This window comes from Carboxylicivirga mesophila (assembly GCF_018271975.1).
GTDB lineage: Bacteria > Bacteroidota > Bacteroidia > Bacteroidales > Marinilabiliaceae > Carboxylicivirga > Carboxylicivirga mesophila.
Map to the genome: position 1 here is coordinate 201,027 of NZ_JAGUCN010000001.1, position 16,792 is coordinate 217,818.

8 protein-coding genes are annotated in these 16,792 nt (G+C 38.2%); 7 read left to right on the forward strand and 1 reads right to left on the reverse strand.

Annotated elements, in window-relative coordinates; translation table 11 throughout:
• Window positions 1-187 precede the first annotated feature (187 nt).
• Window positions 188-3,157, reverse strand: a complete 2,970-nt coding sequence (locus KEM09_RS00900; protein ID WP_212223907.1) for a DEAD/DEAH box helicase — start codon at window positions 3,155-3,157, stop codon at window positions 188-190.
• A gap of 1,028 nt (window positions 3,158-4,185) precedes the next feature.
• Here KEM09_RS00900 and KEM09_RS00905 point away from each other — a divergent pair.
• The 7 genes from KEM09_RS00905 to KEM09_RS00935 all read left to right on the forward strand — a co-directional run bounded on the left by KEM09_RS00905 (window position 4,186) and on the right by KEM09_RS00935 (window position 16,685).
• Window positions 4,186-4,761: an RNA polymerase sigma-70 factor gene (locus KEM09_RS00905; protein WP_212223909.1), complete on the forward strand. Its 576-nt coding sequence runs from the start codon at window positions 4,186-4,188 to the stop codon at window positions 4,759-4,761.
• A gap of 77 nt (window positions 4,762-4,838) precedes the next feature.
• Window positions 4,839-5,810, forward strand: coding sequence for a FecR family protein (locus tag KEM09_RS00910; protein ID WP_212223911.1), 972 nt, complete (start codon window positions 4,839-4,841; stop codon window positions 5,808-5,810).
• Between the two features lie 176 nt (window positions 5,811-5,986).
• A complete protein-coding gene (locus KEM09_RS00915) occupies window positions 5,987-9,367 on the forward strand; it encodes a TonB-dependent receptor (protein WP_212223913.1) in 3,381 nt (1,126 codons plus the stop codon).
• A 20-nt stretch (window positions 9,368-9,387) separates the two neighbouring features.
• Complete coding sequence (locus tag KEM09_RS00920; protein ID WP_212223915.1) at window positions 9,388-11,196, forward strand: RagB/SusD family nutrient uptake outer membrane protein; 1,809 nt, start codon at window positions 9,388-9,390, stop codon at window positions 11,194-11,196.
• Window positions 11,197-11,218: 22 nt separating this feature from the next.
• On the forward strand, window positions 11,219-12,298 hold the full coding sequence (locus tag KEM09_RS00925) for a DUF5126 domain-containing protein (RefSeq protein WP_212223917.1): 1,080 nt from the start codon (window positions 11,219-11,221) through the stop codon (window positions 12,296-12,298).
• A 342-nt stretch (window positions 12,299-12,640) separates the two neighbouring features.
• The gene (locus tag KEM09_RS00930) at window positions 12,641-13,573 is read left to right on the forward strand and encodes a LamG-like jellyroll fold domain-containing protein (protein ID WP_212223919.1); all 933 of its coding nucleotides are present in this window, start codon (window positions 12,641-12,643) and stop codon (window positions 13,571-13,573) included.
• Between the two features lie 217 nt (window positions 13,574-13,790).
• Window positions 13,791-16,685, forward strand: coding sequence for a M60 family metallopeptidase (locus KEM09_RS00935; protein ID WP_212223927.1), 2,895 nt, complete (start codon window positions 13,791-13,793; stop codon window positions 16,683-16,685).
• Window positions 16,686-16,792 lie beyond the last annotated feature (107 nt).

The window sequence follows — 16,792 nt, forward strand, 5'->3', positions numbered from 1 at the left end:
TTTAGGACCCAAGCGCAAAACCGTGAAGCCATTAATAAAACCAGTTTTTGAGACTGTCAATTGCAGTGTGTGTTATTGAAGATAAAATTTGTCTCGCCAAACGGTAGTTTTATAACTATTAATTTTTTTAAATAAAATTGAAGTAAATTAGTATGTTAGGTTGGCTTGCATCATTTCACTTAATGTTTTAAACCAGTCTTTCCTCTATAATACTTTTCCACATAAAATACCCCTTGTTTTCTTCACTGTAATCATGCACAATGCGGCTAAAATTATCAGGTGCATTATGAATAAAGAATTGCCGACCTTTGTTTCTAATAACTGATAAGTCGTTATAGATAGTTTTTAGCTGGTCGAGCAAATTACGTTTATCAATATGCCACAGATAGGTAGCTTCTTCAGTATCTAATGTTTCAAGCACAATATGATATTGCTCTTCGCCTTCGATTAAAAATACAAAAGCAAAAGGATTTAAAATAAAACGGATTTTTAAGATGTGGGCTTGATGGCGCTTGAGTAGGAATCTTATCTGTTTAACATGTTTGATATCTTGACTGCTTAATAATTCATTAATAAAATCTTCTTCATCAATATCAGGCAATAGGTTTTTGGTGACATCCTTTAGGTCTAGTATTTCTTCTTGAAAATCATGGAATTTGCCTCTAATAATTTCTTTCTGAACAAATTTAAGCTTTACACTTTCAATTAGTCCGTCATTTATTCTTTCAATATCAGTAGACTGTACCTCTTGAGCGATTAATATATCGTTCTCAAATTCAGCATAAATGTCAAGCGTGACCTTTCTAAGTCTAAGCTGTTTAGTAAAGTAGGGCTTAAGTATCGTGAATTCCGGTCTGATAATATCATTTTCAACTTCAAACTCAATTAATTCACCCGTCTGCCTATTGACATAATTGAAAGCAATCGTTCCATATCTGAACTCTAAATCTTTAAAATCTATCTTTATCTGCTTTCGAATGCTATATGTACTTGGCTTTTCTTCCTCTTTATGAGTATTGTTAAAAAGAGTATGTTGATTCTCCAGTTTACGATAGTAGGTATTTCTTTTGAGAAATAGTTTATTTAAGTAATCAACTCTGTAGTCCCGATAATCGTATATAACTGGTGTGTGCTCAGAGCGTTGAACACGCCCCATATATTGAATTAACTTACCTTTAAATGAGAAGGGATAAACTAGAAAAAGTCGTGAAACATTCTGCAAGTCACTACCCTCTCCAAAAAACTGACCAGTTGTAATTAATGCCTGAAAATTGCCTACTTTTAATAGCTTCCACTTGTTAGTCCTATCTTTTTGAGAATCGTCGCCGGAAAGACAAATTGTTTCGAAACGATGTTTTAGAAGCTGATTAAGTGTAATAATGTGGTCCTTTCGCTCTGTGAGAATTACAGCTCTGTTTCCATCATTAAGCTCCTTGATTATGTCTTTAATGATCAGGTTATTCCTGGCAAGGTCGTGTATTAAAATTTGCGATACCGTTTCAAATGGATCTGTTTTTGGATTGTACGGAACATTAAATTCAGTATTTCGAACAATTATCTGGGCATGTTTATGGTTTTCTATTTGCTCAGGTTGTATTTCACAAATGACATCGCCAAGATGAATGAAAATGAGTTTACCTTCATTGTGCTTTCTAAATGGCGTCGCAGTGAGTCCATATAGAAAATAAGAGTTGAGTCTGCCAATCGTATTCCTAAATGACTTAGCTGGAATGTGATGACACTCGTCAATGATAATTGTTCCAAACGCATTACATAATTGAGCATCCTTATCCAGGTGTTTAGATAGCGATTGAATCATTACTACAGTTACTTGTTTGCTAAGTTGAGCTTTCCCCTGGCCAATCTTTCCGATTTCATGATAAGGGATGCCCAGAAATGATTCAATACGCTCAAGCCACTGTTCCATTAATTGTTTGCGATGGACTATAATTAAAGCGGGTTGTTTTCTGTCGGAGATTAGTTTAAGCCCAATCACAGTTTTGCCACTTCCGGGCGGAGCAACAATAACACCAAAATCTTTTTTTGCAATGCTGGCAAGTGCATCTTTCTGATGGGTTCTGAGTTCAATGTTACAGTCGTAGTTTATGGTAGGTAGTTTATTCCTCTTATCCCTAAAGTCATATCCTATGGATGCTTGTTTGCAAAATTTTAAAAAGCTTCCTGTCGTTCCTCTCGGAATGCTTATGATGTCATCATGTTCTTCGATGAAATTATAATAACGCTCCGTCTTATAAGTACTTCGGTTTTGCTTTTTTTTTATAAAGAATTCCGGATTTGCAAAGTTGAGTTTATCCTTTAAAAAATTAATTAAATGAGGAGTTAATCCCTTGCGATTAAAAGACAATTGATTACTTAATTGAATAGTTAATCTTTCTGAGGATGATAAAAGGAGGAGCTCATTATTTAGTTTAGGGGTGTCGCTAATTTCCTTGTATAAGGAGTTGAAGTTAGTTGTTGATAACCTTTGAACCGATTGAAGGAATGTATATTGGTTTTCGAAAGGAGTAAAGTTTTTAGTATCAATAAAACAACTATTGTCGTTTTTTAGAGCCATACCATTCAATGGAAGTGCTATTAAGTTGCCTAGCCCTTTGCCGGAGAGGTAGTCTTGATTTGGAAATATCCTGTCAAAACTCGAACCTTTATCAAAAACAGAAAATGCACCACATTTTTGTAGAATGCTAATAAAGAGTTTTCGAGTTTTAACAGCTGGCAAATTCTCTTCAAAGAATATCCAAACATGTCCACCATTGCCTGAACGAGACCGTTCGAGATAGGCAGGAATTCCATTTGAATGGCAAGCTTCAATAAAAGAAAGACATTGTTCTTTCCAATCTTTTTTATCAAAATCAGCAACTAAGAACCAGCTTGTATTGTCTATGAGAAGAGGATAAATACCGATAAATTGATTTCCATTCAAATGCTTAATCAGCTCATCATTGGTTAGTGGCTTGTATGTTTTATCAGGAAAATTAGAAAATGTTCCTCCATTACTTTTATGCAAGCGATATTGATAAGGGTCGTAAATATATGCAGGTGTGTATCCCGCTTTTGTACCTTTCTCCCACCTATTGGCAAAAACATCCTGGCGCCCTTTGAATAGGTCTTTTATTGTGGATAGATTTCTATCGTCCATTTGTTTATCAACTTACAGGGTAATTAAGTGTTATAATTGCTTTTGTAAGGTTACTTTCTAAGTGGGAAATATGTTAACCTGTCAAATAACCATCAAATAAATATATTGCACATAATGAGCTTTTTATGGGGCTTTGAGATCGTTTTTATTCAAAGCTGTCAAATAAAGATACTACTCTTAAGGGTACAGATAGCACATCTTACCAAATTTATTATTGTGGCTTGAACTTTCTAAACCTAATATCTTATTGTTAGGAGTAATTTATGTGGAAACTTACTATTTGTATGCACATCGCCAGAATTAGTAATATATTTTTTCTGAGCATAAGAATATGTGACTAAAACCCATCAAAATACCCTAAAAAACAATTCAGTATTTGAATGGTGCTATTAATTTATTAACTTGCAAATAGTCAAAATATTAGGTGCTAATTTTTGCCGAGAACAAATCGAGAACAACGAAAAAATGATAACTTAAAGTATACATATAGAGCGCATTACGGAGCTTTGGAGGAGTCCGGCTCTGGGTACCAAAAGAAAGTCTGATACATAATGTATCAGACTTTTTTGTTTTCCTCTTATTACCATTGCAATTACATTAAGAAACTGCAGAATTGGCTCTAATCCTTTAGTAAAAAAACTAACCCCGTTTACATAGATGGATTTGGATAAAATCCTGGGTTGTTTCAATGCAAGCAGTAACTTTGAATAAGCGACTTGTAGCAAATAAGTACATTGCTTTATAGTAGATAGAGAGTTCGTTTTCGTGTGAGAAGATGAATGGGAAGAATAAGGAGTTTTGGAGGAGAGTTATATTCATATTTTAATGTGATTGAGTATTGTAAGAAAAACTTGCATTTGATGAACCAAAACCTGTTAACAGCTATAAGAAAGATGATACGTATTAGATAATAGTGAAAATATGTGGTAGCTTGTTTTGTTAAAAAATCTTAATGAAGTTTCGATTTCTTTCATTACGTTTGCAATGGTCGTAAGGTAATAACCCAATTACCTATTGAAGATATGAAAATGGCGCAGGATAAATTATCGGGAAATACTATTGCTTCGCGGGATGAGTTTTTTAGCCAGATATTTGAAAGATACTATGTACGATTGTGTCATTATGCTCATACCTTCATTCTTGATTTTGACGTTTGTCGTGATCTTGTGCAGGAACTCTTTATTAAATTATGGCAGATTCGACTAGATAACTTTTCAGAGCTTGAATTTGAGAAGTTTATCTTCAAAAGTATTAAAAACGCATGCTTTGATTATCTTAGAAAACAGAAAGTACGCCATAATTCACGAACATTAATATTAGAAAGACTTCTTGAGCAAGAAGAAATTCATATTTCAGAAATGGAAATACTGGAGCTTTCCAATCGCATTGATAAAGTATTAAATAACCTGCCAGAACAAACTGCCAGAGTGTTTCGAATGAGTCGATTTGAAGACAAGACCAATAAAGAAATCGCTCTTGAACTTGATATAACTGTTAAAGGAGTGGAGTTTCATATGTCAAAGGCATTGAAAACTTTTAGACACGAGCTACAAGAATACCTTCCTTTAATTGCTTCTATTATTGGCATTTGGAGCAATAATTAAAAAAAAGTTAAAAATATTTACATTTTTACACTAGGGTGCCAGGTCTTTTACACGTTATTGGGGTATAAGACGTAAAAATGGAAGACAATAATATCAATCAGGAACTACTTATAAAATTTATTTTCAGAAAAACCAATGAGGCTGAAGAAGAGAAAATAAAGGATTGGTTGAATGCTGATATCAGTAGGTACGAAATACTTGAGAAGTATATGCGTTCCAAAGCTCTTCTCCTAAATCAGAATGATGCAGAGTGGAAAACAAAAGACTATTTAGATATTCGTCGAAAGATTCAAAAGAAGCAAACACGGCGATTGTTTCTCAAAATTGCAGCAGCGTTTATAGGTTTGATGTTATGTGGTACTCTCACCTTCTTACTTTTTAACACTGAAGGCGATAAGTGGGAAATGGTTACTGTGGAAAAGGGAACGCAGCAGCAGATTGTTTTGGACGATGGTACTAAAGTGTGGCTGGCACCGGATACTAAATTGTATTACCCCCATAAATTTGATTCAGATAAAAGAGAAGTAAGGCTCGAAGGGCAAGGCTACTTTGATGTTGAACATGACAAAGACTGGCCTTTTGTGGTTTATACTAAATATTCAGATATCAAGGTGCTTGGTACAACCTTTAATGTTAAAGCATATCCCGATGATTATTATACTACCACTGTTTTGGTGGATGGACTCGTGAATCTGGAGTTTAAGGATGATGAATCTGAAATATTAGAAAATCAACTGTTACATCCTTCTCAAAAGTGCATATATAACCATCAAACTTTAATACATGACGTTCACACGGTTGATTTGAGGCACGAGTTAGCTTGGAGAGAAAACCGTCTTTCTTTTAGAAATGAAACCTTTGGGGATATAGCAACCAAAATTGAACGACACTATAATGTGGAAGTCATGTTCAATAATCATCAATTATCAAAAAAGCGATTGACAGGAGAATTTAAGGATGAGTCGCTGCCTCAGGTGCTTGAAACCTTGCAAGAGTGGTCTTCCTTTTCATTTACTATAAAAGATAGCGTAGTAATTATTGAAAAATAGCCTATGAAATAACAAAAAAACGGAGTGTCTTGCAGGACTCTCCGTTAAAATTCAATAACGCTCCATTGCAGTGGAGCATCTATAAATTTTAATATAACCATATCAAAAGTATGAAAAAAATTCTATTTGACCGCACATGGTATATCATGCGGTGTAGGGGAAAACTGTTAAAAGTTATGAAGATTACGACTTTCTTGCTTTGCGTTAATTTGCTGACAATAAGTGCAGCAGATTTGTTTTCGCAAAAAAGTACAGTGTCTATTTCGGCTAATAATAACTCCATTGTTGAGGTATTGGATCAGCTTAAAAACACTTCAGAATTGTCTATCATGTATAGTACAGATGAGTTAAATGAAGCTGTAAGAATTTCAGCTGACTTTAAAGATGCAAACCTTGAAGAGGTTCTGAATCATATCCTGAAGGATCAGAAAGTTGGTTATATTATTCTTGATGACAAGATCATTATTTCGCAGAAGCGGTATGTTGAAGACGTCGCAATTCAACAAAATCAGAAAGAGCTTAAAGGGCGGGTGACTGATGTTGGAGGTGCTGCTATACCCGGTGTCAATGTGATTATAAAGGGTACAGCTATTGGTACTATTACTGATATCAACGGAGACTATATTTTAAGTGTACCTGAAGATGCAGATGCTATTGTTTTCACCTTCATAGGGATGAAGCAGCAGGAAGTTGCTTACAATGGTCAGAGCACAATTAATATGACCATGATGGACGATAATCAAGGCTTGGAAGAAGTAATGGTTGTTGGTTTTGGCAAGCAAAAAAAGGCAAGTGTTATAGGTTCGATAAATACAGTTAAGCCTGAGGATTTGAAAATGCCAACAAGTTCATTATCAACCACACTAGCAGGCCGCCTGGCGGGAGTCATTTCAGTGCAGCGCTCTGGTGAACCTGGTGCCGATGGTGCTGATTTCTGGATTCGGGGTATTTCAACCTTTGGCGCAAATAAAAGTCCGCTCATTCTTGTAGATGGGGTGGAAGTTAGCAGCGGTGATTTTAATGATATTGAACCTGAAAATATTGCCAGTTTCTCCATATTAAAAGATGCGACAGCGACAGCTATTTATGGTGTACGTGGTGCCAATGGAGTTATACTTATTACTACGAAAACAGGTAAAGATGTAGAAAGAGCGAGCATCAGCATCAGGGCCGAAACATCTTTCTCTCAGCCAACTCAGATTCCTGAATTCGCAGATGGTGTAACCTACATGAAAATGTACAATGAAGCCATCAGAATGAGAAGACCACTCGATCCCATGAAATTTAGTCAGGAGAAAATTGATGGTACTGCACAAGGTTTGAATAAATATGTTTTTCCAAATGTGGATTGGTACAATACCCTATTTAAGAGTATGGCACAAAGCCAGCGTGGCAATCTCAATGTGACAGGTGGTGGCAAAAAGGCTCAGTACTTTTTATCGGCCTCTATCTTTCATGATAGTGGTATCCTGAAATCTGACGATTCAATGCCTTATAACAGCAATATTGATGTTAAGCGATATAACCTGAGAAACAACCTGACAATCAATTTAACGCGTACAACCAAAATTGATTTGAAGATATCAGCTAACCTTGAGGATTACAACGGGCCGGTTGAGTCTGCTTCTTCTTTATATGGGAATATTATGAACTCAAATCCGGTCGCATTCCCTATTATGTTTCCCGGAGAAGGAGAGGAACATACCTATTTTGGTAATAAATCAGGTGGATTTTTCAGTGGCAGATATATCAATCCATATGCTGAGATGGTGAAAGGATACAAGGAATCTTTCGCTTCAACAGTAATATCCAGTTTTAATTTTGATCAGAAATTGGATTTTGTAACCAAAGGATTGTCAGCTAACGGACTTGTCTCATTTAAGAACTGGAGTTCAACTGGTATTAAACGACAAATTGAACCCTTCTACTACGAAGTGGATACCTATGCGTACAATCCTGAGTCAGGTGATTATGACTACAATCTTAGGCAAGTAGGAAGCGGTGGACGCAATTCTCTTGACTATGAACTAGAAAACTTTGGAGATCGTAAAACGTATGTTCAGTTTGCGTTGAATTATGCTCGAACTTATGGCAAGCATGATGTTTCAGGGATGTTACTGTACAATCATGATGAGTATGTTAATGGTAATCCAGATAAAGATGCTGATAATCTGTATTACCTATTATTGCCATATCGTAACCAGGGAGTAGCAGGCCGTTTTACTTACTCATTCGATAACCGTTATTTTGGCGAGTTTAACTTTGGATATAATGGTAGTGAGAACTTTATTAGTGGTAAGCGTTTTGGATACTTCCCTTCTTACGCTGTGGGGTATATCATTTCTAATGAAGCCTACTTTCAAAGTTTAAAAGAAACAATTAGTCTGTTAAAGCTGCGCGTTTCATACGGATTGGTAGGTAATGACCAGATTGGAGGTGATCGTTTTCCTTATCTGACACAGGTCAATTTATCCAATGGTGATTATGGATATACCTTTGGTGATAATTTCAATAATTGGCGAGATGGTGTTTCTATAGATCAGTATGGTAACGAATTAACAACCTGGGAGGTAGGGCGTAAGACCAACATTGGAATAGAGGTTGGACTCTTCGATGATTTTATGTTACAGGCCGATGTGTTCCATGAAATACGTGATGGTATTTTTATGCAGCGCGAAACAGTGCCTAGTACAGTAGGTATTGGTAATGCTAAACCATACGCAAATATTGGTAAAGTTGAGAACAGGGGATTTGATGCATCTCTGGAATACAATAAAGTATTTGGTGATTTGGTTGTTTCAGCAAGAGGTAACTTTACATACGCTACCAATGAAGTGCTTGAAATTGATGAACCAAACCAAACCTATCCTTATTTATCAAAGGTTGGCCGTCCAATTAATCAGTTATGGGGTTTGGAAGCCGAACACCTGTTTATCGATCAGGCCGAAATAGATAATAGTGCTAACCATACTTTTGGACCTGTTTTACCTGGTGATATAAAATATAAAGATGTGTCCAATGGCATTGATGGGCAGGACCGTATTGATGTGAATGATATGGTTCCAATGGGACACCCTACAGTTCCAGAAATAGTATATGGCTTTGGCTCATTCTTTAAGTATAAAAATGTTGATTTCTCATTCTTCTTTCAAGGAGTGGCTCGCGTATCTTTCTTTTTAAGAGATATTCAGCCTTTTGCACAAAACGAAAGAAACGTTTTACAAGCTATTGCAGATGATTATTGGAATGAGGAAACTCAAGATATTAATGCATTCTATCCACGTTTATCGGATACCGAGAATACTAACAATCAACAAAATTCTTCATGGTGGTTACGCGATGGTGATTTCATTAGGCTAAAAAACCTGGAACTGGGCTATACATATAAAAAGGCACGTTTCTTTGCTAATGCTACCAACCTGTTCACCATCTCCAAGTTTAAGTTTTGGGATCCGGAAATGAACGTCGGTAATGGTAATCCTAATTACACCGGAACAAACGGTCTGGGATATCCACCTCAGCGTGTTGTGAATATTGGTGTTCAACTTAAACTCTAATTCAATTAAAGAAACGAATTATGAAACGATTAAAATATATAGTACTTTTTCTTTCCTTGTTCACATTTTCTTGTGACTATCTTGAGATTGTACCTGATAATACGCCCACACTGGAAGATGCATTCGCAAGACCTGGTGAGGCCCAGAATTTCCTGTTTTCCCTTTACTCATTCATGCCAAAGGAGAATGATATGTTTGCAAGTATCGGGCTATGGGGAACTGACGAATTAGCAACGCCCTGGGACAGAGGTCACTATTATGCCAAGCGTATGATGAAGGGGGAGCTAAATGCTAATGAACCATTTTTTGATTATTGGACAACAGCTGGCGATATTGACCTTTATGACGGTATTCGACAGGGATATGTGTTTCTAGAGAATATTGACAATGTAGCTGATTTGGAACCAAAACTAAATGTACAATGGAAAGCTGAAGCAAAATTCCTGATAGCTTATTACCATTTTATTTTGTTGCGTCAGTACGGCCCAATTGTTATTATGGAGAAATCCGTTCCTCTGGATGCACCGGAGGAGGAGTTTTTTCCGGTACGCAGACCCTATGACGAGTGTGTTGATTTTATTGCTAAACTATTGGATGAGGCCGCCATTGATCTGCCATCGCAGATTGTTGATCAGACAGAATACGGTAAACCTTCAGCGATGGTTGCTAAATCTGTTAAAGCACGTCTGTTGCTTTATGCAGCATCGCCCTTATTTAATGGGAACAGTGAGTTCTATAGCGACTTTAAAAATAAGGACGGTGAATCATTGATGAATACTACATACGATGCCGAGAAGTGGAAGAGGGCGGTTGATGCCATTAAGGAGGCCATTGATATGGCTGAAGGAAATGGACGGGAGTTGTATGAATACCCTGAATCGATGGCTGATGAATTTGAACAATCAGTAGCAAACTACAGGTACTCAATGGTTGATGCCTGGAACAAAGAGTTGGTGTGGGGCTATTCTAAATCAGAAGGCTATTATGGCTGGCAGAGGCATAGTGCACCTGCCAATGGTAACGGTACAACCTATAATGGACAAGCTCCTACAATGCGCATGGTGGAGACTTTTCTCACTAAAGATGGTCTTCCAATTGATGTGGATCCGGATTTTGATTATGCTGGACGTTACACCGTTGATGGGGTTACTGTTAAGCTGCATCAGGAAAGAGAACCTCGCTTTTATGCCACCATTGGCTATGACAGGGGTGATTATGAAATTAATGGTGATGTTACTTCTTTGCGCCTGCGCTCCAATGAAGCTCATGGTTATGCTGACAACAGAAACGATTACTCACCAACGGGTTACCTTGTTAAAAAAGGTGTTCACCCCAATACGACAATGACGGCCTCAAAAGATAATATAATATTGTACCCTTGGCCAATTATTCGATTAGCAGAGTTGTACCTCAACTATGCCGAGGCACTGAACGAGTACAATGGAGCGGCTAGTCATAACGATGTCATCGCCTACCTGGATCGGATTCGGGAAAGATCAGGAGTTCCAGGTGTTCTGCAGGCCTGGCAAAAGGTTGGTAAAAGTAGTTTTACCAAAGAAGAGATGCGTCAGATAATTAGAACCGAACGGACCATCGAACTATGTTATGAAGGTCACCGTTGCTGGGATATCAGACGCTGGAAAATGGGAGAAGAAGTGTTTAATACGCCAGTTAAAGGCTGGAAGATTAATGGCTCCTCGGCTACTGAATTTTATCAGGTGGTTGATACGGAGGAGCGTGTATTTCTTTCTCCAGGTTATTACTTGTTCCCAATCAAAATTAAGGAGTTGGAAATAAATACTAACCTGGTACAAAATCCTGGATGGTAATATTTATTCAAAATTTGCAAAAATGAAACCGATATATAAATTCTTAAGTTTGATGTTAGTAGGCTCCATGCTGCTTGCCTGCGAGAAAGAAGAAGGAAAAACAACTCCTCCCGGACCAGTATCGAATATTGAAGCGATTTCAGACTATGGTTCTGTAAAATTATCCTGGACGAACCCAACGGATGAAGATCTGTTTTATGTGGATATTAACTATACAGATGAAAAGGGTAAGGCCAGAAGTGTTAAAGCCAGCAAATATAGCCAGGAGAAAGTCATTGAAGGTTTTGGTAATACTGAACCTAACAACTTTACCCTCACAGCATATGATCAGAATGGCAATGCTTCAGAGAAGCAGTCTGTAACAGCCAGTGCTAATACTCCTCCTTATGAACTGGTTATTGGAACGGTTGATTTGAAGCCTGATTTTGGTGGCGTTAAGGTATCATGGGTTAACGAAACAGGAAAAAAGGTAAAAGTGGTTGTCAGTTACACCGATGAAGACCAACAAGAGCAATCTGTATCTTTCAATGCACTTGAAACAGGAGTGGGCTCAATAGGAGGATTGGCTGTTCAGGAATACACTTTCTCAGTGATTGCAACAGATGTTTATGAACACAAGTCTGAACCGGTAATAGTTACTGCTACTCCATTGGTGGAAGAGCAAATTGATAGAACAGGCTGGGCTGTTGTTGATTTTTCATCAGAAGAACCCGCTGAAGGTGCACCAAATGGTTTGGTTACGGCATCCTTTGATGGCGAATTGGGAACCTTCTGGCATACCCAATGGAATGGAGGTAGTCCTGATTATCCTCACTGGTTTATTATTGACATGGGACAACAGATAGCTGTATCTAAATTTGAATGTTACAGAAGGCAGGGCGATAGTCGCGGGCAAACCAAGATGCAGCTGCTTGGAAGTATAGACGGAGTAACATGGACTGATTACGGCGAATTCGACTTTGATGCAACCATTGACGATGGGCAGCAATTTGCAATAGCTGGCTCACCGCAAATGCGCTACTTTAAATATGTAGCAGTGGAAGGTTCTAACTTCTTTGCCTTCCTGGCTGAAATATACATATATGGTGGTGTGATTCAATAGTAACATATCATTTTAAAGATTAGCGGATGGCCATAGGCTGTCCGCTTTAAACTCAAACCTGCATATTGAATAATGTTCCTACTGAACTTAATCATTAAGCTATTTGCTGCTGGAAGTCATCCAGAGGAAGTCCGAAATGGCTACCAATCAACAATGCTCATGCTACTTCATTATGTGGCGATGTCATATTGACCATTATTTTAACCAAAGTAGCGATATAATACAATTTGTACTTTCAGAAGTTTGCTGTCTTAGCGGCTTTTGTTAAAGCATACTTGATTGGCTATACAAATTGAAAAATCTATAAACTTATAAACCTGAATTTAAATAATATAACCGACTATGAAAAAGGAATTTTTACTTATGATTGCAGTCATAATGTTTAGTAGTGTGGTTGCACAAAATAGAAGCTTAGACCTCACCGGAAGCGATGATTATGTGGAGGTGCCGGCTTTTAATCAGACATTGACTCACTTTACGGTTGAAGGATGGATTAAAACCATGGGCACGCAAGAGGATTGGTCAGGTGTATTCTTTGCCAGAGGAGGCAATACGACTGCCGGTATCAACTTGCAGGATGGTTTAAAACTCGGATATCATTGGAATGGTCAAAACTGGAACTGGGAATCTGGTCATACTCTGACAGATGGACAGTGGTCGCACATTGCCCTTGTTGTTGAGCCTGATAAGGCTACCTTGTATCTGGATGGGGTGCCCTCAGTAAATGTATGGGGTCATGCAGGTGAAGAATTTGATGGAGCCTTCTTCTTAGGGAAAGATCCTAATCAGGATATCCGCAACTATAATGGCATCATTGATGAGGTGCGCTTTTGGTCTGTCGCGAGGACTGAACAGCAGATTAAAGACAATATGAATAAAGAATTGGCGAATCCTGCCAGTGAAGCTGAATTGTTGGCTTACTACCAATTTAATGATAATGTTGATGATATAAAAGGCAGCCACGACGCCACTCTAGTAAATGGTATTGCGACACCCTATAAGACTAATGATACTTGGGAATCGTCCGCAACCACTGTGAAAAAGCTCGAACATGGATCTAAATTGATTACACAGAATAGAGATAACCTGTTGATTGAGTCAGGGTATATTGGAGAAACTCTTTGTATTTATAATGTTGCAGGTGCCTGCGTATTAAAGGAAATTGTCTCTGAAGGAAAAAGTAATATTTCTGTGGGTCACCTGTCAGGTCTGTTTATAGTTACTTTAACTCAAAATGGGGAGGTGTATTCCCATAAAATTATGCTGAAGAGATAATTGAATAGTTCCACAATTGCTAGCCTAACAATCTCTTAACCAGTGCCTGCGAGTTAAGAGATTGTATAAGGTTAAGCTTATTGCTAAATGGATTATTTACAAATAACCTTCGCAAGTTGGGATGTTGTGCTTTGTGAAGGATATACTTAATAAAGAATTGGTGTTTCACATTCGTCTGCTATTCAGGTAATACTAATCATTATTTAATTGTTTTACTATGTTTAAAATCAAAATATTACTGCTCATATCTATACTGTTTTTGAGTTTTTTTTATTCAGCCTGTCAGAAGGATAGTGCTGCACCTCCGCCTATACTGGAAATTGAAAATGCCGATAAAACAATTAATTTGCCCTCTGAGGAGACCTACAAAACTATTTCTTTTAAAACCAATGTGGTCAACTGGACTGCCAGTTCAGACCAGACTTGGTGCTCCGTCGAAGTTAATAATGCCGATAATGCGTGGTTGGGTGTCACGGTGTTGTCTAACACTACCTTTGATGTACGAACGGCCAATATTAAAATAACGGCTGCTGGGCTTACCGAGACGATTAAAGTCACCCAATTGGGTACCAAGCCGGTTATTCTAATCGACTCGCGAGATATCAACCTGAATCTGAATAGCCAGCAACTTGAATTAAAAATAGCCAGTAATGCTTCACCGCTTATTTCATTTTCCGAACCCTGGATTAAGCAGGCAGATAATGAGGGGCTTAAGGGAGTGAAGACTGACCTGGTAGATTTTGCATTCCTGATTGAAGTGGAGCAGTTAGAAAACGACTTACCCCAAAGGCAGGCTAAAGTATATTTTTCAGATGAGGATGCTGGATTGACGGATAGCGTTATGATTACCCAGTCGTTAACCGGCGATAAATATAAACCGGAGGACGCCACCGCATTTGAAAAAGATCTTAAACTCAACATACAGGGTGTAACTTTAATACCCGCAGATAAATACCAGAGTGGGGAAGGCATTAATAATACGATTGATGGGCAAACGTCAACCATCTATCATTCTCCATGGGGTGGTATGACACCCGATACGGATATAACCATGGTATTTAACCTGGAAGATGTAGCAGATAATATTGTCAACTATGTGGTGCTACATCCACGAAACAGCGGTCCCAACGGCATCATCAAAACGGCTACAATTTGGGTCAATACATACGATGATGAAACCTTTAAACAGATGGGAACAATCGAAGCACCTTTTTCCAATCAACCTGTGGTGGTTCGTTTTGCAACTCCTGTTATACGTCCTAAGGATATTAAGCTGGTTATCACCGATGCTTATTCAGGCGATGAAGGAAAATACTATGTATCACTGGCCGAATTTGAGTGTTACGAAAGTAAAGCCATGAATAGCATTGAGCAAGACTTGCGATTCTTTACCGATATGACATGTTCCGAACTAAATCCAGGCTCCACAATAAATGATATTGCAAATATACAGAATCCCTTTCTCCAAAATATTGCCGCATACCTGTTGGCAGGTGAATATCCAGCCGAGTTCAGGGTACAGAACTATGAGCCATTAAGAGAGTTGGCAGATCTGACCGCTGAACTTAAAACCAGTACTTACAGTCAATTTGAAAATATGACTGGTATGTATTTCGAAAGTGGTGATGAAGTGGTGCTTTTTACAGGTCCTTTAAATGGTGAAAAAGTAAGTCTAAGAGTGACTGATTTCGGACAATCGGGCGATGATTTTAGTTATCCCCTTGCAGAAGGACTTAATATATTGACCATGAAAGGAAAAGGTAATGGTTACCTTAGCTATTACACTACAAATTACAAATCGGCTAGCCCCGTTAAAGTTCACATTGCATCAGGTAAGGTTAATGGTTATTTTGATGCAGCTAAGCACTCCGAAGAATATGGGATGAAACTTCTTGATAATGCTGTGAGTCCTATTTTAGATGTAAAAGGCCAACGCGTGCATCTTGCTTATAGCGTTAACTCATTGCGAAACCAGTGCTATGGTCGCCTGGCCGAATTAATGGTTATCTATGATAGTATAGTCAGTTCTCAGCATACCATTATGGGATTGGAAAAATACAACCGTCTGCCTAAAAACAAGATGTTTGGTAGGGTGATTTGGGACGGTTACATGCATGCAGACGGATGGGGGGCTGCCTTTCATGATAATACAATGGGAGATGTAGCTAATCCGGATAATTTAAGAAGAACCAGTTGGGGAGTGGCACACGAATTTGGACATGTGAATCAGGTACGCCCTGGTATGAAATGGGTAGGTACAACCGAATGTACCAACAACATCTATTCGGCATGGATACAATATTGCTACACACCAAACAGCCTTCGTTTAGAACATGAAAATATTGGCGGAGACATTGGAGGTCGTTTTAATGCGTTCCTGAATAACGGATTGGTTAAGGGCCAGGAATGGGGTATTCAGGCAGGCCCCGACAGGCAATATGGAGCTGATGAGAACGGCGATTGGGGTGGAGATCACTTTGTTAAACTTGTACCCATGTGGCAGTTGCAGTTGTACTTCCATGTGGCAGGTGAGGGTAACGCTTGGCACAGGCCATATTTCTGGGGCGAAATATTTGAAAAGGTCAGACAGACAGACGAAAAAGGATTGAGTGATGGGCAACTGCAGATTAACTTTATGAAGAATGCCTGTGATGCAGTACAGTTTGATCTTAGCGATTTCTTTATTAAAATTGGTATGCTTAAGGTCATAGATAAGTCAATGAATGACTATGGAGTAGCACGTAAAACCATTACCCAGTCAATGGTTGATGAGGTAATCACCTATGCCACGAAATATCCAAAACCAGAAACCGACTACATCTATTATATCAGTGGTAACTGTATCGACGCTTTCAAAAATAAAAGACAGGTGTCGGGAACCTTTAATACTGGAGTAAGTGGCTCGACCACCAAAACGATTTCCCATTCCAACTGGCAGAATGTAGTTGTTTTTGAAACCTATACTGGTAACGATCTGACCAACATTACAATGGTTGGTACCGGCAGCAGTAGCAACACTTCTACGAAGGTGCCATATCCATCGGGTTCAACACGTATTGAAGCTGTAGGCTATGATGGTACTCGCGTTTTAGTGTTTGGTGAAAGGGAATAAACCTAAAGCTGATTTTTTAACATAAATTATTCTTGTGAAATGTGTAAAGAGTTTCCATGCAAGAACCTTTGGCGTTGATAGAAAACGCCAAAAGTTTTTGCATGATT

Coding starts and splice junctions, on each gene's coding strand:
- KEM09_RS00900 (WP_212223907.1), bottom strand. CDS start 3,157: ATGGACGATAGAAATCTATCCACAATAAAAGACCTATTCAAAGGGCGC.
- KEM09_RS00905 (WP_212223909.1), top strand. CDS start 4,186: ATGGCGCAGGATAAATTATCGGGAAATACTATTGCTTCGCGGGATGAG.
- KEM09_RS00910 (WP_212223911.1), top strand. CDS start 4,839: ATGGAAGACAATAATATCAATCAGGAACTACTTATAAAATTTATTTTC.
- KEM09_RS00915 (WP_212223913.1), top strand. CDS start 5,987: ATGAAGATTACGACTTTCTTGCTTTGCGTTAATTTGCTGACAATAAGT.
- KEM09_RS00920 (WP_212223915.1), top strand. CDS start 9,388: ATGAAACGATTAAAATATATAGTACTTTTTCTTTCCTTGTTCACATTT.
- KEM09_RS00925 (WP_212223917.1), top strand. CDS start 11,219: ATGAAACCGATATATAAATTCTTAAGTTTGATGTTAGTAGGCTCCATG.
- KEM09_RS00930 (WP_212223919.1), top strand. CDS start 12,641: ATGAAAAAGGAATTTTTACTTATGATTGCAGTCATAATGTTTAGTAGT.
- KEM09_RS00935 (WP_212223927.1), top strand. CDS start 13,791: ATGTTTAAAATCAAAATATTACTGCTCATATCTATACTGTTTTTGAGT.